General features: G+C 35.2%; 17 protein-coding genes and 2 pseudogenes. 6 read left to right on the forward strand and 13 right to left on the reverse strand.

Features of this window, described 5'->3' with window-relative positions; all coding sequences use genetic code 11:
* The 11 genes from ilvC to gltB all read right to left on the reverse strand — a co-directional run bounded on the left by ilvC (position 1) and on the right by gltB (position 16,372).
* Positions 1 to 1,503: a ketol-acid reductoisomerase gene (gene ilvC / locus MK119_RS10735; protein ID WP_290678218.1), complete on the reverse strand. Its 1,503-nt coding sequence runs from the start codon at positions 1,501 to 1,503 to the stop codon at positions 1 to 3.
* A gap of 193 nt (positions 1,504 to 1,696) precedes the next feature.
* Positions 1,697 to 2,227, reverse strand: coding sequence for an acetolactate synthase small subunit (ilvN, locus tag MK119_RS10740; protein ID WP_290678221.1), 531 nt, complete (start codon positions 2,225 to 2,227; stop codon positions 1,697 to 1,699).
* 1 nt (position 2,228) lies between these two features.
* Entirely contained in the window at positions 2,229 to 3,962 is a 1,734-nt protein-coding gene (gene ilvB / locus MK119_RS10745) for a biosynthetic-type acetolactate synthase large subunit (protein ID WP_290678224.1), read from the reverse strand.
* Positions 3,963 to 4,037: 75 nt separating this feature from the next.
* Positions 4,038 to 5,717: a dihydroxy-acid dehydratase gene (gene ilvD, locus MK119_RS10750; protein WP_290678227.1), complete on the reverse strand. Its 1,680-nt coding sequence runs from the start codon at positions 5,715 to 5,717 to the stop codon at positions 4,038 to 4,040.
* 2 nt (positions 5,718 to 5,719) lie between these two features.
* Positions 5,720 to 6,613, reverse strand: a complete 894-nt coding sequence (locus MK119_RS10755; RefSeq protein WP_290678230.1) for a branched-chain amino acid transaminase — start codon at positions 6,611 to 6,613, stop codon at positions 5,720 to 5,722.
* 646 nt (positions 6,614 to 7,259) lie between these two features.
* The gene (locus tag MK119_RS10760) at positions 7,260 to 7,697 is read right to left on the reverse strand and encodes a hypothetical protein (RefSeq protein WP_290678233.1); all 438 of its coding nucleotides are present in this window, start codon (positions 7,695 to 7,697) and stop codon (positions 7,260 to 7,262) included.
* Positions 7,687 to 8,907, reverse strand: a complete 1,221-nt coding sequence (locus MK119_RS10765; RefSeq protein ID WP_290678236.1) for an ABC transporter permease — start codon at positions 8,905 to 8,907, stop codon at positions 7,687 to 7,689. The genes MK119_RS10760 and MK119_RS10765 overlap by 11 nt, the downstream gene beginning before the upstream one ends.
* A 53-nt stretch (positions 8,908 to 8,960) precedes the next feature.
* The gene (locus MK119_RS10770; RefSeq protein ID WP_290678239.1) at positions 8,961 to 9,590 is read right to left on the reverse strand and encodes an ATP-binding cassette domain-containing protein; all 630 of its coding nucleotides are present in this window, start codon (positions 9,588 to 9,590) and stop codon (positions 8,961 to 8,963) included.
* Between the two features lie 58 nt (positions 9,591 to 9,648).
* The gene (locus MK119_RS10775) at positions 9,649 to 10,035 is read right to left on the reverse strand and encodes a MerC domain-containing protein (RefSeq protein ID WP_290678242.1); all 387 of its coding nucleotides are present in this window, start codon (positions 10,033 to 10,035) and stop codon (positions 9,649 to 9,651) included.
* 364 nt (positions 10,036 to 10,399) lie between these two features.
* Positions 10,400 to 11,866 carry a glutamate synthase subunit beta gene (locus MK119_RS10780; RefSeq protein WP_290678245.1) on the reverse strand — a complete coding sequence of 489 codons (1,467 nt, stop codon included), beginning with the start codon at positions 11,864 to 11,866 and terminating at the stop codon, positions 10,400 to 10,402.
* Between the two features lie 3 nt (positions 11,867 to 11,869).
* Positions 11,870 to 16,372, reverse strand: coding sequence for a glutamate synthase large subunit (gltB, locus tag MK119_RS10785; protein WP_290678248.1), 4,503 nt, complete (start codon positions 16,370 to 16,372; stop codon positions 11,870 to 11,872).
* A 437-nt stretch (positions 16,373 to 16,809) separates the two neighbouring features.
* On the opposite strand from gltB, the pseudogene MK119_RS10790 reads away from it, so the two are divergent.
* The 3 genes and pseudogenes from MK119_RS10790 to MK119_RS10800 all read left to right on the forward strand — a co-directional run bounded on the left by MK119_RS10790 (position 16,810) and on the right by MK119_RS10800 (position 19,984).
* Positions 16,810 to 17,799, forward strand: a pseudogene (locus tag MK119_RS10790) (outer membrane beta-barrel protein).
* A gap of 34 nt (positions 17,800 to 17,833) precedes the next feature.
* Positions 17,834 to 19,141: an ammonium transporter gene (locus MK119_RS10795; protein WP_290678403.1), complete on the forward strand. Its 1,308-nt coding sequence runs from the start codon at positions 17,834 to 17,836 to the stop codon at positions 19,139 to 19,141.
* A gap of 135 nt (positions 19,142 to 19,276) precedes the next feature.
* Positions 19,277 to 19,984 (forward strand): hypothetical protein, encoded by a 708-nt coding sequence (locus MK119_RS10800; RefSeq protein ID WP_290678251.1) that lies wholly within the window; start codon positions 19,277 to 19,279, stop codon positions 19,982 to 19,984.
* 118 nt (positions 19,985 to 20,102) lie between these two features.
* Here the strand turns inward: MK119_RS10800 and MK119_RS24280 are convergent.
* Positions 20,103 to 20,219, reverse strand: a pseudogene (locus MK119_RS24280) (DUF1761 domain-containing protein); the annotation flags it as partial.
* A 20-nt stretch (positions 20,220 to 20,239) separates the two neighbouring features.
* Positions 20,240 to 20,473 carry a DUF1761 domain-containing protein gene (locus tag MK119_RS10805; RefSeq protein WP_290678254.1) on the reverse strand — a complete coding sequence of 78 codons (234 nt, stop codon included), beginning with the start codon at positions 20,471 to 20,473 and terminating at the stop codon, positions 20,240 to 20,242.
* Between the two features lie 317 nt (positions 20,474 to 20,790).
* Between MK119_RS10805 and MK119_RS10810 the strand changes: the two genes are divergently transcribed.
* Genes MK119_RS10810 through MK119_RS10820 form a run of 3 tightly spaced genes read left to right on the forward strand, consistent with a single transcriptional unit; the run spans position 20,791 to position 22,610 of the window.
* Positions 20,791 to 21,366, forward strand: coding sequence for a TerD family protein (locus MK119_RS10810; protein WP_290678257.1), 576 nt, complete (start codon positions 20,791 to 20,793; stop codon positions 21,364 to 21,366).
* Positions 21,367 to 21,373: 7 nt separating this feature from the next.
* Positions 21,374 to 21,928: a TerD family protein gene (locus tag MK119_RS10815; protein ID WP_290678260.1), complete on the forward strand. Its 555-nt coding sequence runs from the start codon at positions 21,374 to 21,376 to the stop codon at positions 21,926 to 21,928.
* Positions 21,929 to 21,935: 7 nt separating this feature from the next.
* Positions 21,936 to 22,610 carry a TerD family protein gene (locus MK119_RS10820; RefSeq protein WP_290678261.1) on the forward strand — a complete coding sequence of 225 codons (675 nt, stop codon included), beginning with the start codon at positions 21,936 to 21,938 and terminating at the stop codon, positions 22,608 to 22,610.
* The last annotated feature ends 58 nt before the right edge of the window (positions 22,611 to 22,668 follow it).

Below are 22,668 nucleotides of genomic sequence, written 5' to 3' on the forward strand. Positions count from 1 at the left end.
TTATACTGTGACTGGATTTTCTTTTTTGACAGCTGTTTTAATAGTTTTCATTGCTGTCATTGCGGCTCTGAGTCGTTTTCCAACAGCTTCTATTGGATGATTTCGAATTGCATCGTTTACCTTAATTAAATCTAAGTTATCTACACCTTTTGACGTTGAAAATTCTTTTCCTATCACTGAAGTGTTCACTGTTTTCATGAATTCTTCTAATAATGGTTTTGCAGCATGATCAAATAAGTAACAACCATATTCTGCTGTATCAGAAATGACTCTATTCATTTCAAAAAGCTTCTTTCTGGCAATGGTATTAGCGATTAATGGCAATTCATGTAATGATTCGTAGTACGCAGAATCTTCAATAATTCCAGCATTTACCATCGTTTCAAACGCCAATTCCACACCCGATTTTACAAAAGCAACCAATAACACACCATGATCAAAGTATTCTTGTTCCGAAATATGATCCGTGGTTAACGCTGTTTTTTCAAAAGCTGTTTCACCAGTAGCTTCGCGCCACTTTAATAGGTTTTTATCATCATTTGCCCAGTCTTCCATCATCGTTTTAGAGAAATATCCTGAAATGATATCATCCATGTGTTTCTCAAATAATGGTTTCAAAATTCCTTTTAACTGTTCAGACAATTCAAAGGCTTTTATTTTTGCAGGATTCGATAAACGATCCATCATATTGGTAATTCCTCCATGTTTCAACGCTTCCGTAATCGTTTCCCAACCTAATTGAATTAATTTTGCAGCATAATTAGCATCAACTCCTTCAGCGACCATTTTATCAAAAGCCAAAATAGATCCTGTTTGCAACACACCACATAAAATAGTTTGCTCTCCCATTAAATCACTTTTTACTTCTGCAATAAATGACGATGCCAATACACCAGCTCTGTGTCCACCTGTTGCAACGGCATATGCTTTCGCTTGATCCCAACCTTTGTTTTCTGGATCATTTTCAGGATGTACTGCAATTAAGGTTGGCACACCAAATCCACGTTTGTATTCTTCACGTACTTCCGTTCCTGGACATTTTGGTGCCACCATGATTACGGTAATGTCTTCACGAATTTGAGTCCCTTCTTCCACAATGTTAAAACCGTGCGAATAACTTAAGGTTGCTCCTTTTTTCATTAACGGCATCACAGCTTGTACTACATTTGTATGTTGTTTATCTGGTGTAAGATTTAACACTAAATCAGCCGTTGGAATCAATTGTTTGTAGGTTCCAACTTTAAAACCATGTGATGTTGCGCTTTGGTATGAATTGCGTTCTTCGTCAATAGCAGCTTGACGCAATGCATACGAAATATCTAATCCTGAATCGCGCATGTTTAACCCTTGGTTGAGTCCTTGTGCACCGCAACCTACGATGACTATTTTTTTGCCTTTTAATGCCTTGACACCATCTGTAAATTCAGAAGCATTCATGAATCTACATTTTGCTAATTGCGCTAACTGTTCTCGTAATGATAAAGTGTTGAAATAATTTGACATGACTTTGTTTTTTTTGAAGCAAGAACCAAGACATTTAGCATCTAGATTTTCTCACTCTTATGTTTTTTTGTTTGTTTTTAATTGAATTTATTTTGATTGTTTCCTCTTGAATCAAAAAATTGGAATTCATTGTTTTACTTTTTTAACTATCAATTTTATATGAAACAATCTAAAATCTTGGCTCTTACCCTGATTAATGATTGATTGCTTTGAGTATGCTTGAAATTTTCATTTCTTCTTTGGAAACTGCAATGCGTCCTGAACGTGTAAATTGCATGATTCCGAAGACACTGAGTTCTCTATACAACAATTCGATTTCTTCTTTACGTCCTGATTTTTCTATTACAAAAAATTGTTTGTTTACCGTGACGATTCGTGCATTACTATCTTTAATGATGTTTTGAATTTGACGTTCATCAAACAATAAATCTGACTTCATTTTAAAGATGCAAGATTCTTGATAGATGATTTCTTCTTCAGTGTGATAGTATGCTTTAATGACTTCGACTTGTTTTTCGATTTGACCGATGATTTTTTTAACTTTTTCTTCGGTCATCATGACAACAATGGTAAATCTGGAAACACCTTCAATTTCAGAAACAGAGATGTTCATGCTTTCAATATTGATGTGTCTTCGTTGAAAGATCGCTGAAATTCTATTCAACAATCCGATGTTATTTTCGGTGTATACCGAAATCGTAAATAGTTTGCTTGTTGTTTCCATACTACGATAATCTTATGTCTGAAACCGATGCTCCTGTTGGAATCATTGGAAATACGTTATCTTCTTTTTCTACACATACTTCAAGGAAGTATGCTTCTTTGCTTTGCATCATTTCTGCAACTGCTTCTGCTAATTCTTCTCGTTTGGTTACACGACGTGCATTTAGATGGTATCCTTTGGCAATAGCTACAAAATCTGGATTTGTCATTTCGGTAGATGCATAGCGTTTGTCAAAAAATAATTGTTGCCACTGACGCACCATTCCCAAGAAATCGTTGTTTAATACCACTATCTTAACCGCGGCTCTTTGCTGAAAAATGGTTCCTAATTCCTGAATCGTCATTTGGTAGCCACCATCACCACATACACAAACTACTTCGCGTTCTGGCGCTGCCATTTTTGCTCCAATCGCTGCTGGTAAGCCAAATCCCATTGTTCCTAATCCGCCCGAAGTAATATTACTTTTAGTTTGATTGAAATTTGCATAACGACAGGCAATCATTTGATGCTGACCAACATCAGAAACAATGGCAGCTTCACCTTTACTTTGTATATTAATTTCTTTTAATACTTCTCCCATCGTTAGACCTTCTTTTGTTGGATGTAGATCGTTTTTGATGACTTTTTCATATTCTATAGCATACAAATCGTCGAACGCGCGTCTCCTAATTGGATGTTCGTTTTTGTTGATTAATGATAAAATCGCAGCTAAACTCGTTTTGGCATCACCCAAAACTGCCACATCGGTTTTTACATTTTTATCAATTTCCGCAGGATCAATTTCGAAGTGAATTACTTTTGCTTGTTTGGCGTATGTTGCTAGGTTTCCTGTAACACGATCATCGAAACGCATTCCGATAGCAATCAGCACATCACATTCATTTGTTAATATATTTGGCGCATAATTTCCGTGCATTCCCACCATTCCTACATTTAATGGATGTTCTGTTGGAATTGCAGAAGCTCCCATGATCGTCCATGTTGAAGGAATTCCTGCTTTTTCAATGAAGTTTTTGAATTCTTGTTCGGCTTCACCCAAAATCACACCTTGTCCCCAAACTACCAAAGGTTTTTTAGCGCTATTGATCAATTTTGCAGCAGCTTTTAAAGAATCTTCATCCGTTTCAGGAACTGCTTTGTAACTACGAACTGCTGTGCACTTTTCATAAGCAAAATCGAACTCTTCAAATTGTGCATCTTTTGTAATGTCAATTAAAACTGGTCCTGGACGACCACTTCTAGCAATGTAAAATGCTTTTGCCATGACTTCTGGAATTTCAGAAGCTTTGGTAATTTGATGATTCCATTTGGTGACTGGTGTAGAAATACCCACAATATCTGTTTCTTGAAAGGCATCGCTTCCTAATAAATGAGAAGCTACTTGCCCGGTAATACATACCATTGGTGTGGAATCGATTTGTGCATCGGCAATTCCAGTAATTAAATTTGTTGCTCCTGGACCAGAAGTTGCAATGGCAACTCCAACTTCTCCAGAGATTCTCGCATATCCTTGTGCTGCATGTGTAGCACCTTGTTCATGACGCGTTAATACATGATGAATTTTATCTTGATACTTGTATAATTCGTCATATACTGGCATAATTGCTCCACCAGGATATCCGTATAATACATTTACACCTTCTGCTAGTAAACAACGAACGATAGCTTCGCTTCCTGTAAGATGTTCTGTTTTTTGAAGTGTTTCTTTTGTTTTTTGTATGGTTTTTGTCTCCATAATTTTATTTTTTTTGGATTCCTGCTTCATCTCGACTGCGCTCGATGTGATATAGGAATAGCAACGCTTTTTGTTCTAAAACTCATCAGTAACGCAACCTTTGGATGCTGATGAAACTGTTTTTGCATATTTATATAAAACACCTCGTTCAAATTTGAGTTCTGGTGCTTTCCATTGTTTTCTACGTTCTTGAAGTTCTTCTTCATTAACTTCTAATCGTATGGTGTTCGTTTCGGCATCAATTGTGATGATATCACCATCTTTCACCAATGCAATTGTTCCTCCTTCTTGTGCTTCTGGCGTAATGTGCCCTACAACAAAACCGTGTGTTCCACCAGAAAATCGTCCATCTGTAATTAATGCAACATCTTTTCCTAAGCCTGCACCCATAATTGCTGCAGTTGGTTTGAGCATTTCTGGCATTCCTGGCCCACCTTTTGGTCCTTCATAACGAATGACAACGACATCTCCTTTTTGGACTTTTCCATCACGGATTCCATCATTAGCTTCGTATTCACCTTCAAACACTTTGGCTTTCCCAGAGAATTTTAGACCTTCTTTTCCTGTTATTTTTGCCACACTTCCTTCGCTTGCTAAGTTTCCATAGAGCATGCGTAAGTGTCCTGATATTTTTATAGGATTTTCTAATGGTTTGATGACATCTTGACCTTCCGTTAAGTCGTCAACATCTAGTAAGTTTTCTGCAATGGTTTTTCCTGTTACGGTTAAACAATCGCCATGTAATAATCCTTTCTTTAGTAAATATTTTAATACGGCTGGAATTCCACCAACAGCATGCACATCTTCCATCAAGTACTTTCCGCTAGGTTTTAAGTCTGCTAAAAATGGTGTTGTATCGCTGATTCTTTGAAAGTCTTGTAAGGTAAAATCAATTTGTGCTGCTCTAGCAATGGCTAAAAAGTGCAATACTGCATTGGTTGATCCTCCTAAAATTGTTACCAAACGCACTGCATTTTCTAATGATTTGCGCGTAGTGATATCTGATGGTTTGATGTCTTTTTCAAGCAATACACGTATGGCTTCGCCTGCTGCTATTGATTCTTGTTTTTTAGCATCACTCAATGCAGGATTTGAAGAATTGAACGGCAATGTCATTCCCAATGCTTCTATAGCAGAAGCCATGGTATTTGCAGTGTACATTCCGCCACAAGCGCCAGCACCTGGACATGCTTTTTCAACGATATTTTGATATTCTGTTTCGTCCATTGTACCAGCAACTTTGCTTCCCCAAGCTTCAAAGGCGGACACTACATCGAGTTTTTTTCCATTGTGACAACCTGAATCAATGGTTCCTCCATAGACCAAAATACTTGGACGATTTAAACGAATCATTGCCATGAGTGCTCCTGGCATGTTTTTGTCGCAACCTACCACTGTGATAAGTCCGTCATAACTCATGGCCTGCACCACTGTTTCCATAGAGTCTGCAATGATATCACGTGATGGTAACGAATAACGCATTCCTGGTGTTCCCATCGAGATTCCATCACTCACACCAATGGTATTGAAGATTAATCCAACTACATCTTCGTTTTTGGTTCCTTGCTTGGCTAGCTTTGCCAAATCGTTTAAGTGCATGTTACATGGGTTTCCTTCATATCCTGTACTTGCAATTCCAATGATAGGTTTGTAAAAGTCTTCTTTGGTTAATCCGATTGCGTGCAACATAGCTTGTGCTGCTGGTTGCGTAGGATCTTGCGTGACTGTTTTACTGTATTTATTCAGATTGTTCATATTTATACTGCTTCTGATAGTTTTTTAGAGCGTTCGCATACTACTTCTTGCTTGTAAAGCTTCATGAGTTTGTAACCTAGAGACGATTCCCACGAAAGTGGAAACTTATAATCATCTAACGATTCCAAACCAACTACTTCAGCAGCGGTTCCTGTAAAGAATGCACTGTCTGCTTGTTTTAGTTCGTCAAGTGTAAAATGCTTTTCTTCTACCGAGAAACCTTCTTCTTTACAGATTTCAAGAATTGTAGAACGCGTAATTCCTGCCATGATATGTCCACGTTTTGGCGTGTAGAGTTTACCGTCTTTTTCCATGAATACATTTGCACCAGAACATTCTGCTACGTTTCCGTTCATGTCTAACAGTAAAGCTTCATCGTAACCTGCATTTTTAGCCTCGTTTGTAGATAAGATTGAATTTGTATAATGCCCTGTTACTTTTGCTTCTACAAAGCACGATTTTGGATTCGGTCTTTGAAAACGTGAAGTTTTTACTTTTAGGAGTTTATCTCCCATATATTTTCCCCATTCCCAACATTGAATCGTTAGGGACGACTCTTTAGCAGTTAATAAGCTCATGTTTGCTCCTGTGGTAAGCAATGGACGAATATAGGCGTCTTCTAAATTGTTTTTTTCTAATAGTTTATATGTAATCGCCACTAATTCTTCTACGGAATAGTTACATGGAATTCCCATGACTTGCGCTCCATATTTTAGGCGCTCATAGTGTTCTTCTGCTTTGAAGATTTTTGCGCCAAATTTTATTTTATAAGCTCTAATTCCTTCAAATACACCATTTCCATAGTGCAATGTTTGACTGTACATGTTTCCCGAAGCCTTTTCAGGATGCATGTATGCTCCGTTGTGATAGATGATACTGTCGTTTGTATAATACATGTAATTGTTATTATGATTCGAAATTAATTTTATTGTACTTTTTTTTGTGTTCAGTTTTGTTCTTTTCCCTAAAATCAATTGTTAAATTTTTATTTTAAACCACTGATTATTAATTGTTTAATTGTTTTCAAATACAACACTCAACCAGTGTTTTTTTCATAAAAAAAGCCTGTATCTCAATTGATACAGGCTTTTATTTTTTATATAGCAAATCGTATCAACTCAGGTAGAGTTCATAATAATAATGACGATGACGATAATGCTTGTTGTTATTTGATTCATTGTTTTTTATACTTTTCGCTTTTGTGTTCTGCTTTTTGAATGTCATTCTGAACTTGATTCAGAATCTTGTTGTTTTATTTATCTCTTTTATGTGAAGCTGAACTTGATTCAGCTTGACGAAATTTTGTTTCCAATTTTAAAATAAAAAAAGCCTTCCCGATAAAGGAAGGCTTTGTAAATTTTATACTGAAATTATATAGCATTCCTTATCCTTGTGAACTAATCACAATGACAATAATAGAAATGATATAGATAATTTGTTTTTTCATTTGTTAGGTCAAAGATTGAAAATGTTTTTTTAGAATCCTAATTTAATTTTAAAAAATATTGTTGCTATTTATGTGTTTGCAGTAAATTGTGTGGTTTATTTTATCAATTTCCCTGTACTTTTTGTTAGTATATAATTAAAATGCTCTACATCTTCACTATTAAGTTTTAAGATCCCTGTAATGGTAACAATATCATCAGTTCTATAGATTGGAGGAGAGGTAAATTCTACTTCTATTGCGGTTTCAGGTCCGCCAACTCCGCAGAAAAAACATGAAGACATAGGTCCTTTGGAAAGCACAAATAACCCACCACTTGGGTCTATATTTAAAAAATACCCTGTAATACTTACTTTTTTTCCTTCTAATGCTTTTACTGAAGACGAAAAATGTGGATACAAGAAATATTCATCATAAGTAGGAAAGTATTTTTTTTCAAATTTTACTTTTGCCAAATTTCGCCAAGTAATCTTCTTTTGTGCAAAACCTACAGTACAACTTAAAAATAGTAACGTTATTAAGATTTTATTTTTCATTACTTAAAATTGTTGAGATATTCATTTTTGTAATCGGATATATTGCCAGTAAAATAGCTGCGGCTATCATTATAAATATCAATGCTCCTATTTGAGCGAAATCTTCAAATGTGATACTTTGAAGTATTTTTTGATTGCTCATTACATCTACATTATTCACTAAAAAGTAAAGTCCCATTTTTGAGAGTATCAAGCCTACTACAAACGCAATGCATACAATTATTAGCCCTTCGTAAGCAATTATTTTTATCAATTGATTTTTATTTGCACCATAGGTACGTAATAATGCTAAATCGAACGAACGCTCTCTTACCATTTTATAGAGACTTATAAAAATAATAATGTTAGAGATCACTAAAATTATATACGCAATCCAAGAAATTGTTTTAAACCCTACACCTGTATATTCGTACAATCTATCTAGTTCATATTTAGGCAAAGCTGCCTGCATATTTGTGTTTTCATTAATTCTTCTTGGAAGTGTTAAAAACCCTGTTGGATTTCTAAACGAAACCAATAACGAAGTAATTTCTTTTTCATCATGATTTTCATGTTCATGCGTATCTTCTTCATGATCTTCATGATCTTCATGAATATCTGAATCAGCTGTATGCTCATGAGTATCTTCTTCGTGATCTTCATCAACATGATCATGATCGTGTACGTCCCACACACTTTCAAGATTAGTAATAATCAGTCTATCTATAACTTTTTGTGTAGGTTTGTAAATACCAACTACAATTAATTCTTCTTCGTGTACATCAATACTGTTTTCTACTAAGCCGTGAGAACTTAAAAAAGTATCTCCTATTTTTAGCTTTAATTTTTCAGCAACTAAATGCCCTAGTACAACTTCCATAGCATTTTTTACAGTACGCCCTTTCTCTAACTCAGCATTGTAAATAGTAGGAAAATCGCTTGTTGTTCCAACAATTTTATAACCTTTATAATTGTCGCCATAAGAAATTGGAATCGCTTGTTTTATAAAAGGATTTTCAGCTATTTTTTTTGCTTCTCCATATGAGATATTTCCTGTAGGATTATCCAAGTGCAGTACAGAAGACAGCACCAATTGTAAAGGGCTACCTTTTGCTCCAATAACCAAATCAATATCTCCCAAATTGTTTTTCATTTGATACTTGAAAGATGTTTTTAATTGCTGTATTCCTATGAGCAAGGCAATACTTAAACCTAAAATAAAGACACTCAAAAAAGTGTATATCGGTTTAATTTTGATATTTTGTATGCTAATCTTCCACAGCATCATAATGTTATGGTGTTTGAAAATGATGATTTCACTCTATGATCGTGGGTAATAACTATTAGATTTGCATTGGATTGTTTTGCTTGTTTTTTGAGAAGTTCAATAACAATACCACAATTTTCATCATCCAAACTTGAGGTCGGTTCATCCGCCAAAATAACTTTCGGATTATGAATAACAGACAATGCAATTCCTAAACGTTGCAATTGCCCTTCGCTCAAAGCATTGACTTTACGATTTTTATATTCTATTAAACCTAATTCTTTTAATAATTCATCAATAGCAGTGTTATGAATGCTTTTTTTGCTAAAGAAAAGACGTGCTTGCAAATTTTCAAAAATACTTAAAGATCTAACCGCATGATTTTTTTGAAATACGAGTCCAATATTTTGTCCTCTAAAGACATCTAACTTTCTTGTTCTTAAAGAACTAATATCAACTTCATCAATATGTATAGTACCACTAACAGGTTTTAATAAACCTGCCAAAAGATGCAAGAGTGTTGTTTTTCCTATTCCAGATTTACCTAAAATAAGTAGATTCTCTTGCGGTTTTAAGGCAACATTGGGAAAGTGGAATGTATGTTCTTTTTGTTTGTAATGAAATGTAAGATTTTCTGTTTTTATCATTGTATACGTTTGAGGGGAAAATGTGGTCTAAGATACTCTCTAAAAGATGTTTCACTTTTTAATGCTCATGCTTTCGAGAAACTCTTAAAAGTTTCCAATTAACATAATGCGCTGATGACACAAATAATGCTCCTAAAACAGTATTGACAACTTCCCATAATTCTGTAAATTCAAATCTTCCAATAGCAATTAACGCAAAACCTATTCCTGCGAGCAGTAAAGGTTTTCTTTGATGATGCATCTTTTTATAGCTAGGCCATAGCGATGTAAAAACAAATACAACTCCCATAAGAATGAACGTCCATTCTATCCAAGGATTTTCCAAAAAATGTAAACTACTTAAGGAAGAAAATGATAATACAATAGGGATTGCAGCACAATGTATGGCACAAATTAATGAACTTGTAAGCGCGATAATATCTATAGTGTTACTCTTTACTCTCATTGATTCTTTTTTTATTCATGGTTAGGTAAAAGATTTATTCATTAATGCAACTGAGTTGCATTAATGAATTCCACAAATATATTGTTTAGTTTATAGTATTTCAATATGTTTTTAATAATTATTTACTATTAACTTATAAATAATGATACATACAAGAGACAGACTTCCGCATGGTTGTAATTTTATAAGAGAGTAACACTAAACAACAATGCTTCAATACTACATGATTTTTTGTCATATAATACTGAAGCATTGCAATAACATTATTCAATCAAAGTCTTGTAAGCTACGTAAAGAAGCATTAATAAGCCTTAATCACTAGATTTTAAATGATAACAGCTACTTTTTTATCAAATAAATGAGTTTATACACGCGGTAAATCATTCACATCTTTTAATGGTAAATTAGTACTTCCCATCAAGAAAGCATCTATATGATGTGCTGCTTGGCGACCTTCTGAGATTGCCCACACAATGAGCGATTGCCCTCTACGCATATCACCTGCAACAAAAATTCCTGATTTGTTGGTAGCATAGTTTTTAGTCGTTGCCATTATATTGTTTCTGAAATCCATCTCCAATTCAAATTCATCTACAAGTGTTTTTTCTGCGCCTGTAAATCCTAAAGCCAATAAGACTAAATCACAATCCCAATGCTTTTCTGTGTTTGGAATTTGGTTGAGTTGCGGACGTTCTCCTTTTTTAAAAATCCATTCCACTTCTACCGTTTTTAAACCTGTTAAGTTTCCGTTGGCATCACTAATGAATTTTTTTGTAGCAATACTAAAAAAACGTTCCACACCTTCTTGATGCGAAGACGTTTCTTTAAGTTTCATTGGCCAATACGGCCACGGCTGATGTGCAGGACGACCAACAGTCGGTTTGTTTAATATTTCAAAATTAGTCACCGAAATTGCACCATGACGATTGCTCGTACCGATACAATCAGAACCTGTATCTCCACCACCAATCACAATGACTTTTTTATCTTTTGCCGAAATGATATTTTCAAAATTTACCAAACCATCAACATATTGATTGTTTAGTTTTAAAAAATCAATTGCTTGATGTACGCCTTTTGCATCTGCACCATCAATAGGAAGCGTTCTTCGAACAGTTGCCCCACCACAGAGTACTACTGCATCAAAGTCCTTTTGCAATTGTTTTGCATCAATATTGACACCAACATGCGCGTTGGTTTTAAAAATAATACCTTCTTCTTCTAATATTTTTAAACGCCTGTCAATGACATGTTTTTCCATTTTAAAATCTGGAATTCCATAACGCAACAAGCCTCCAATTTTTCCATCACGCTCAAAAACAGTTACAGTATGACCCGCTCGATTGAGTTGTTGTGCAGCTGCTAAACCTGCAGGTCCTGAACCTACAATTGCCACTGATTTTCCAGTTCTTATTTTTGGCGGATTTGCTTTGATCCAACCTTCTTGAAAAGCTGTTTCTATGATGTTTTTTTCAATGTTTTCGATACTTACTGGATCTTCATTGATTCCTAACACACAAGCTTCTTCACAGGGCGCAGGACATAAACGACCTGTAAATTCTGGAAAGTTATTGGTGGAATGTAAAATTTCTGCAGCAGCTTTCCATTTTCCACGATAGACTTTGTCATTAAAGTCTGGAATTAGATTTCCCAGCGGACAACCACTATGACAAAATGGAATACCACAATCCATACAACGTGCGCCTTGATCTTCGAGCTTTGATTTTTGCAATGCAATTGTAAACTCTTTATAGTTTTTGATACGTTCTGCTGGAGTTTCATACGCTTCATCTAGGCGTTTGTACTCCATAAATCCTGTTGTTTTTCCCATGTCTTACGCTGTTTGAAGTTGTTCTTGTTCTAATCGTAGTAATGCTTTTCTATACTCTTCTGGAAGCACTTTTATAAATTTCGGAAGATAGTCTTCCCATTGTTCTAAGATTCGTTTTGCTAGCGGACTTGATGTTACTCGATAATGATTTTGTATAAGTTGCTTTAATTCCATTTCATCTTCTTTTAATTCTACTGAATCAATGTTTAAACTATCCGAATTACAGTTTTGGAAAAATGTATTGTCTTCCGCTAAAACATAGGCGATTCCACCACTCATTCCTGCACCAAAATTACGTCCTACTTCTCCAAGAATTACCGCAACACCACCAGTCATATATTCACATCCATGATCGCCAATACCTTCTACCACTGCCTTTGCGCCTGAGTTTCGCACACAAAAACGCTCTCCCGCTTTTCCATTGATATACACTTCTCCAGAAGTAGCTCCATAAAGCGTTACATTTCCAGTAATGATATTATCTTCAGGAATGATTGTAGATACTTCAGGAACTTTTATGATGAGCTTTCCGCCAGAAAGCCCTTTTCCTAAATAATCATTGGTATTTCCATGAACCGTCATACGAATTCCTTTTGTGGCAAACGCACCAAAACTTTGTCCTGCAGAACCTTTAAAGTCTATGTTTATTGTATCTTCTGGCAAACCTTCAGCCCCGTAAATTTTTGAGATTTCATTACTTACAATAGCGCCAACTGCTCTGTCAATATTGGTGATATCTAATTTTAAGTCTGTTCGCTGTCTTCTAAATAAAGCTTGGTGTGCTTGTTTGATAATATTAAAATCTAAATGTGTTTCAAGTTGATGATCTTGTACTTCTGTATTGTAGAGTTTTACATCATCAGCAACTTCTACTTTGTGCAGAATTGGCGTTAAGTCAATTCCTGACGCTTTGTAATGTTCAATCGCTTTGTTTCTGTTGAGTTTTTGTACTTGACCAACCATTTCATTAACCGTTTTGAATCCAAGTTGTGCCATAATTTCTCGTAATTCTTGCGCTAAGAAGTACATGTAGTTAACAACATGCTCTGGCTTTCCTTTGAATTTTTTTCGCAATTCAGGATTTTGAGTTGCAATTCCAACTGGACAAGTATTTAAGTGACATACTCGCATCATTACACAACCAGAAGCTACTAATGGCGCTGTTGCAAAACCGAATTCTTCTGCACCTAATAAACAGGCAATCGCAACATCGCGACCCGTTTTTAATTGTCCATCACATTCTAATACGACACGATTTCGCAAATCGTTCATCACCAAGGTTTGTTGTGCTTCTGCAATTCCTAATTCCCATGGTAAGCCTGCATGTTTTAAAGAGGTTAATGGAGAAGCTCCTGTTCCGCCATCAAAACCAGATATAAGTATGACGTCTGCTTTTGCTTTGGCAACTCCAGCTGCCACAGTTCCTACACCAATCTCAGAAACTAATTTGACATTGATACGCGCTTCACGATTTGCAGATTTTACATCATAAATTAATTGTGATAAATCTTCTATGGAATAAATATCGTGATGCGGTGGCGGCGAAATGAGTCCTACATACGGTGTAGAGTTTCGTGTTTTGGCAATTTGCGGATTTACTTTTGGTCCAGGCAATTGTCCTCCTTCTCCGGGTTTTGCTCCTTGTGCTATTTTGATTTGAATTTCATTCGCGCTTGTCAAATAGTTAGATGTAACTCCAAAGCGTCCAGAAGCTACTTGTTTGATAGCTGAATTTTTCCAATCGCCTTGTGAACTTTTATAGAAGCGTTCTTGATCTTCTCCTCCTTCACCTGAGTTTGATTTTCCGCCAATTCTGTTCATGGCAATCGCCAAATTTTCATGGGCTTCTTTACTGATAGAACCATACGACATAGCTCCTGTTTTGAAACGCTTTACAATTTCCGTCCACGGCTCTACTTCATCGAGTGGTATTGGGTCAAATTGATCAAATTCAAACAAACCTCTAATTGTCATTAATGTTTTGGATTGATCATTTACTAGTTTTGAGTATTCCTTGAAAGTAGTCGCTTTATTGGTACGTACCGACTCTTGAAGTTTTGCTACAGTTAACGGATTAAACATATGTTTTTCTTGTCCGCGTCGCCATCTGTATTCTCCACCTACTTCAATACCTGCATTTACTTCATTTGGTTGAAATGCTTTTTTGTGACGTTTTACAATTTCTTGTTCTATCTCACGCAAACCAATTCCTTGGATACGTGTTGGTGTATTTGGAAAATATTTTTTGACTGTTGCTGTGTTGATTCCGACACATTCAAATAGTTGTGATCCTCGATACGAGTTTAAGGTAGAGATTCCGATTTTGTTCATCACTTTTAGAATTCCTTTTCCAATGGCCTTGTTATAATTTTTGATGGCAGCTAAGTATTCTAAATCTGTAATATCTCCATTGAGTACTTGCTTTTCTACAATTTCATTGACGATATACGGATTTACGGCACTCGCTCCAAAGCCAAATAGTAAGGCAAAATGATGTACTTCTCTTGGTTCAGCAGATTCTATAATGAGACTGATTTGTGAGCGTTTTTTGAGCTTATGTAATGCATGGTTTAAGTATGAACACGCTAATAATACTGGAATTGGCGCATGTTTTTCATCTACATATCTATCAGATAGAATGATAATATTTGCTCCATTATCAATGGCTTTTGATGCTTTGTGCATTAAATTTTCAAGCGCAATTTCCAATTCGTTCAACCCTCTATTTACTTCGTATAAAATCGAAATAGATTCTACTTTAAAATTTGGATTGCTTTCGTAGTTTCTAATTTTATCTAAATCGTGTTTTGAGATAACTGGATTTTGAATTTTGAGTTTTTTGCAGTGTTCTGCATTTATATCAAAAAGATTGACATCGCTTCCCAAAGTCAAACTAATATCTGTAATCAATTCTTCTCGAACACCATCTAATGGCGGATTGGTTACTTGGGCAAATAATTGTTTAAAATAGTTATATACTAATTGTGGTCTTTCAGAAAGAATTGCAATTGGTGTATCACTTCCCATAGATCCAATTGGTTCTTTAGCATTTTGTGCCATTGGGCGAATGATGGTGTCTAAATCTTCTTGCGTGTATCCAAAAACTACTTCTCGTTTTTTGAGTTCAATTTCATCATATTTGATCGGACCTTTTTTAGCTGATATATTTCGTAAATGAATTAAGTTTTCATTCAACCATTTTCGGTATGGGTATTTGGCTGCGATGGATTCTTTGATTTCCTCATCATTTACAATTCTTCCTTCATTCATATTTACCAAAAACATTTTCCCAGGTTCTAAACGCCCATGATACGCCACATTTTCTGGTTGAATGTCAACTACTCCCGTTTCTGATGACATGATTACATTTCCATGTTTCGTTACTGTATATCGTGACGGGCGCAATCCATTTCTATCTAAAACGGCTCCAATGTAATTACCATCTGTAAACGGAATAGATGCTGGTCCGTCCCAAGGTTCCATTAAACAAGAATTGTACTCGTAAAAAGCTTTTTTAGCATCAGACATGTCTGGGTTTTTCTCCCAAGCTTCTGGCACCAACATCATCATTGCTTCTGGTAACGATCGACCTGTCATGAGCAACAATTCCACCACCATATCTAAGGTTGCAGAATCTGATTTTCCTTTTAAGATCGTTGGTAATATTTTCTTTATATCATTGCCAAACAATGGACTTTTCATAATTTCTTCACGAGAAAACATACGAGATACATTCCCGCGAAGGGTATTAATTTCTCCATTATGACAAATGTATCTAAATGGCTGTGCTAAATCCCACGTTGGAAAGGTATTGGTTGAAAAACGCTGATGTACTAATGCTAAACGTGTATCCAAATCTGAATCAAACAGATCAAGATAGTATTCATTAATATGTTCTGGTTTTAACAATCCTTTAAAAATGATAATCTTCGTAGACAAACTTGGTACATAAAAGAACTGCTGCTCGGACAATTTAGAATTATATATGGTATGCTCTGCTATTTTGCGCGCTGCAAATAGTTTTAAATTAAAATCTTGGTTAGATTGCTTTGCGTTTGCTTTTCCAATAAATAGTTGTTTTACAAAAGGTTCTGTTTCTTTTGCTATTTCTCCTAAGATATCACTATTTACAGGAACATCTCTCCATCCTATAAGTGTAAGTCCTTGATTTTTGATTTCATTTTCAAAAACTTCGATACAAAACTCACGCTGATTTATTTTTTGAGGAAGAAATACATTACTTACTGCATATTCACCAGCACTAGGCAGTTTAAAATTGCAAAACTTTTCAAAAAAAGTATGCGGAATATCAATTAATATTCCTGCACCATCTCCTGTAACACCATCAGAACTTACAGCTCCTCGGTGTTCTAATTTTACTAAAATTTCAAGTGCTTTATGAATAATATCATTAGATCGTTTCCCAGTTAAACTACATATAAATCCTGCACCACAATTATCGTGTTCAAATTCTGGCAAATAGAGTCCTTGTTTCTTTAGCATCATCAAATAATTTTGGAGGTTTTTCAACCATGATTCGTTAACGAATATAGAATCCAGAATTTTATAATAAAAAAAGAGATCTCACTTTTCTCAAATCCATAATTAAACGCTTCTTAAATGAGAAAAAGGCAATTTTAAGTCCAATTTTTACGAAAAACACAGCTAAAAAAAATCATCAAAAATTGTTGATTTTTACGAAAACGTTTGCGAAAAATACATTTCGATGAAATATAATTATTGTTTTTATTAAAATTTTGAATATTCCTCAAAATTAAGATTGTTGATTTATTAAAAAAATGAATAAAAAAAATTATACCCATAAAAAAATAGGGTTTAAATTCGTATATCAATAAAAATTAAAGCTTAGCCCCTGTTTTTTTAAGGGTTAAAATAAAGTTTATATAGTTTTGAAAGCGTTTAACTAATACAAAATAGACTTTATGAGACATTTTTTTACGCTAACACTACTATTAACAACTTTAATTGTAAATGCACAGGAGGAGAACTCAGAAACTCCTAAAAAGAAATTCCTTTTTGAAGGAAGTGTTGATGCCTATCACAGAACCAATTTAACAGCCCCTAATGATGCAGATCAAATAGCACCCACCACTTCGTTTGCAGACACCTCTGGTTTTTCTCTCGGTATGGCTAATCTTATTGCTAGCTATGAGAAAGGGAAAGTCGGTGCTGTTGCCGATTTAGTTTTTGGACCTAGAGAAGAAGCTGCAAGTGCCACTGTATTAAATCAGTTGTTCGCTTATTATAATGTTAGCGAAAATACTAAACTGACCATTGGAAAGTTCAACACCTTTTTAGGATATGAAGTGATCTCTCCAACAGGAAACTTTAACTACAGTACTTCGTATTTATTTTCGAACGGACCTTTTTCACACACAGGTTTGAAAGCTGACTTTACACTTTCTGAAGATTTTAGCTTAATGCTTGGGGTTTTTAACCAAACTGATGTTACCGAATTTAATCCTGATGGCAGTTATGCTGTCGGAGCTCAATTAGGCTACAACAATCAATTCTTAAATCTTTTATATGATAAAGCTGGATTAGGTTTTGAAATTGACTACACTGGAGGTTTTGACGCTTCAGAAGGAATTTTTATTGGAATTAACGCTGCTTATGCCGACAATGAAGGCGAAGGGTTTTACGGTGTAGATATTTAACCTCAATACAGCGCTACAGAATCATTAACTATTGGTATCCGCGGAGAATATTTTCAAACACAAAGTGATGCCGTAAGTGATGACCCAAGTGTAATTGCCGTAACACTTACTGGAAGTTATGTAATTGATGAAGATTTAATCATTAAGCCTGAATTCCGATTTGACAGCGGTTCAGAAGACATCTTTATTGATACAGATTTAATGGCTACTAAAAGTTTAGGTTCTTTTGTTTTAGCTGCTATCTACAAATTTTAATCAAAAATAAGTACTAATAATAAATACAATTATGATGGATAATTTTTTAACAATTTTACCAACTATAATTACGCCTCAAGAAGTTGTTCCTGCGACTACTAAAGACATAGAGGCAGCGGTAAATGCCATTAATACAGATTTGGGAATGCTTTGGATGCTTCTTTCAGGCATTTTAGTTTTCTTTATGCAGGCTGGTTTTACACTAGTAGAATCAGGTATGACACGTTCTAAAAACGCGGTTAACATCGCTATGAAAAACATTCTAGACATTTGCGTCGGTTCGTTAACATATTGGCTTGTTGGATACTCTTTAATGTATGGAGACACTTCTAATGGTTGGTTTTTCTGGAGTGGATTATTCCAAGGAGAAGGTGCCGATTTATTTTTCCAAACTATGTTTGCCGCTACTGCTGCTACGATTGTTTCTGGAGCGATTGCAGGTAGAACAAAATACTCTACCTATATCATTTTCTCATTAGTAATGACCGCGGTGATTTATCCAATTTCTGGAGGTTGGCAATGGCAAGGAGAAGGTTGGTTAACTAAGCTTGGATTTATTGATTTTGCAGGTTCGTCTATTGTACATTCTGTTGGTGGTTGGGCTGCCTTGGTAGCTGCTATCTTAGTAGGACCTCGTATCGGAAAATTTGTTGACGGAAAAGTGATTCCTATTCCAGGGCACAACCAAATTATGGCAACTTTAGGTGTGTTTATCCTATGGTTGGGCTGGTTTGGTTTTAATGGTGGATCTCAGCTTGCTTGGGGAGGCGCAGATGCCATAGGAGCTTCTAATGTTGTTTTAATCACTAATTTATCTGCCGCAGCAGGTGGTTTAGCAGCATTAATAACTACTTGGATTTGGTATGGAAAACCTCATTTAGCACAAACGTTGAACGGTGCATTAGCCGGTTTGGTTAGTATTACTGCTGGCTGTGGTAATATGTCTTGTGGAGGTGCTGTTTTGGCTGGTTTAATTGGTGGTGTTTTAGTAGTAATTTCTATTGAATTTATCGAGAAAAAGCTAAAAATTGATGATGCCATCGGTGCGGTTTCTGTTCATGGTGTTGTTGGTGCTTGGGGAACTTTAGTAATAGGACTTTGGGGTATTGATGGCGACAAAGGCATTGGACTTTTTAATGGTGGTGGAGCCTCTCAATTAGGCACACAAGCTATTGGAGTTTTAGCGTATGCTGTTTGGGCTATCGTTTTATCTTTCATTGTTTTATACACACTTAAGAAAACAATCGGCTTACGTGTGAGTGCTGAAGTGGAAGAAAAACGATTGGATTTATCGGAACACGGTACAATTGCATATCCAGGAAAACGAGACAGAGGAGAATAATAATTTGAATAAAACTTAGTATAAAAAGCCTTGGAAAAAATGATTTCTGAGGCTTTTTTTATTTTATATTCTTATCTGTAATTTCTGAATGGTATTAAATTTGTATTTTTAGGAACAACTTTTAATAACACTACAATGAAAAAAATTACATATACACTCGTTTTAGTACTGTTTTGTTTTACTGCTGCTAATGCTCAAGTTTGGAAACAATTACGCGGTGGTGGAAAAGGAAAAGCTATTTGCAATGACAATGGAAACGTTTGGGTAATTGGCATGGGAAATAGTATTTTTTCCTTTAATGGTCGCTCATGGCGAGAATATCCCGGTGGCGGAAAAGCCATTGATATTACGGTACACAGAGGAACTCCATATATCATCGGAGTGAATAACGGAATATGGAAAGGAACGGGCTCAGGTTGGGTTCCAATGCCTGGAAACGGATTAGGAAAACGAATTTACAGTGACAATGGACAACTATGGATCATAGGTATCAATAATAATGTATTTTCGTTTGATGGCAGAAACTGGAATTTATATCCTGGTGGCGGAAAAGCTGTGGATATTGCTGCACATCGTGGCGTCCCATACATCATTGGAGAAGACGGGAGCATATGGCAAGGAAATGGAATGGGTTGGATACAACTTCGCGGAAGAGGAATTGGACAAAAAATTGCTTGCGATCAAGATGGAACCGTTTGGGTGATAGGAATTAATAATGGTATTTTTCGTCATCGATACAACCGTTGGGTAGAATATCGTGGCGGTGGAAAAGCCCTAGATATTAGCGTTTTTAGAGGCATTCCATACATAGTGGGATTACAGCATTCTATTTGGAAAGGGTAATTGACGGAAACTAAATAAAATAAAAAAAGAGGTTGTTAACAACCTCTTTTTGCATTTACATATTTGTCAATTATACCCAAGCATTCACAATTCCACCCATAATGAGGAATGTAACAACCTAATATCCAACACTTATCAATATGTATTTAAGTGACTTTTGTTCTAAAAGCGAATTAGTAACCAATGCTGGCATCACCAAAAATAATGCTGCTCCGGCACCATGTATTATTCCATGACCAAATGTATGAAATCTACTTACTTCAACACCATGAAATCATCTGATCCTAATCCTCCTGTCGCTACCGAAGTTGCATAAATAAAAAATACAGCTATAATAGCCAATACAACACTTAAGCCATAACGTAATGCCATGCCCTTTTCTTTCATCCAAGCTTTACGAAATAACAATCCGTACCATAAAAATCCAATGACTAGTGTAGATAATGCCGCTACTTCGAGCGCAATCCAATTCACAGGAATATTTTCCATATTTTTTTTGATGTTAGTTAATAAAGTTTTTTAGGTGTACTTAAAAGTATGTCTTTTAATTAATATTCAAAAAAATAATTTAAAATACACATTATCAACACATTACATATTTAACACCAACCATTAACACTCAAATATCTGAACTACTAAAATTTACGTTATTTTCATCATTAATTTGCATTTTTTTGCACCTGTTATAAGAAAAATACACGTTACGCTTATAAATTAAACGATTTTTCTTATTGAATTTTTTTTAATATACATCACTTTCTAGTAGCATTTTTTTATATTTGAGATTCACAGCAAAAATATTTCAAATGGCTATAAATTTACAAAAGGGACAAAAAATTGGAATCGGCTTATCCAAATTGACGATAGGTTTAGGATGGGATCCAAATGAAGGAACTGGGCATGACTTTGATCTTGATGCTTCAGCATTTCTTTTAAATAAAGACCGAAGACTCGCAAAAGAGACTCATTTTATATTTTACAATAACTTAGAATCACCTGACGGCTCTGTAATACACACAGGAGATGATCCAGATGGGAACTCTAGTGATGGTGACGATGATGAAGCAATCATTGTTGACTTGACTTTAATTCCAGATGAAATTGAAGAAATTCTGTTTGTAGTAACTATTGAAGATTACGAAGCAAGAAAACAAAACTTTGGACAAGTACGCAACTCTTACATCAGAATTGTAGATGATGCTAAAAATGAAGTGGTAGCTAAATATGAGCTTGACGAAGACTTCTCAATTGAAACAGCTGTAGAATTTGGCCGATTATACAAACGTAATGGTGAATGGAAGTTTGAAGCTTCTGGTATTGGATATAAAGAAGATTTAGGATTTTTCGTGAACAAGTATTACTCTGGAGAAGTAATTAAATAATAAATACATGGCAATAAACTTACAAAAAGGGCAAAGAGAAAAGTTAACTACAGGAAATTTTACTGTAGGACTGGGCTGGGATACAAATACAACAGCTACAGGTGCCGATTTTGACTTAGATGCATCCGTTTTTATTTTGGGTGACAATAAAAAAATATTATCAGATCAACACTTTGTGTTTTATAATAATTTAAAATCACCTGACGGTGCTGTTGAGCATACAGGAGATAATAGAACTGGTGAAGGAGATGGAGATGACGAATCTATACGTATCGATTTATCTAAAATTGATGATAAAGCTACAGAGATTTGTATTGTAGTGACTATTGATCAATATGATGTTAGAAAACAAAACTTTGGACAAGTACGCAACTCTTTTGTTCGTATTGTGGACAACTCAAGCAATACAGAAGTAATGAAATTTGAGTTAGACGAAGACTTTTCAATAGAAACGGCTGTAGAATTTGGCAGAATTTACAAACGCAATGGCGAGTGGAAGTTTGAAGCTATAGGTACTGGTATGCCTGGTGGCCTTGGTGATTTCTTAAATAAATACAACTAAATAATACATGGCTATCAATCTATCGAAGGGACAGAAAATTGATCTCAGAAAAAAAACACCTTCAGGAGAATCTTCTAATTTATTAAAATTTTGTGTCGGTGTAAATTGGGGAGCTATTCAACGCTCTTATACCATCGATGAAAAAAAAGGAGGTTTTCTTGGCTTCGGCGGCAAAACAGAAAAAGTAACAAAAACTTTTGTTGAAGCTGTAGATTTAGATGCAAGCTGTTGCATGTTTGATGCTAACAAAATACTTGTAGACACTGTTTCTTTCAGGCAATTAGCGTCTGGTGATGGTTCCATTATTCATAGTGGTGACGATCGTGAAGGAGATACAGCTGGAGATGACGGTTTGGACAATGAAATCATTTCGGTAGACTTAACTCGAATAAATTCGTCTATTGAAAAAATTGTTTTCTTCTTAAACAGCTATAAAAAGCAAGATTTTGCTACGATTCCTTTCGCTTCGATACGATTGTATGAAGGAACGCCAGATAGAGTATCACAAATTTTTGCTACGTACGATGTTGCTTCCGATCCATCTTTCCAAGGATATGTATCTATGGTAATGGGCGCACTCCACAAAAAGGATGGCGAATGGAAATTCAATGCAATTGGAGATCCAACTTCAGCCAGTGACTTAACAGAAACTATCAACGTAATTTCTCAGAAATACATGTAAAACATACTTTTAAAAACAATCAAAACTACTTAATTAAGTAACTAAACATTAAAACTAA

The organism is Kordia sp. (assembly GCF_022447245.1).
Taxonomy (GTDB): domain Bacteria; phylum Bacteroidota; class Bacteroidia; order Flavobacteriales; family Flavobacteriaceae; genus Kordia.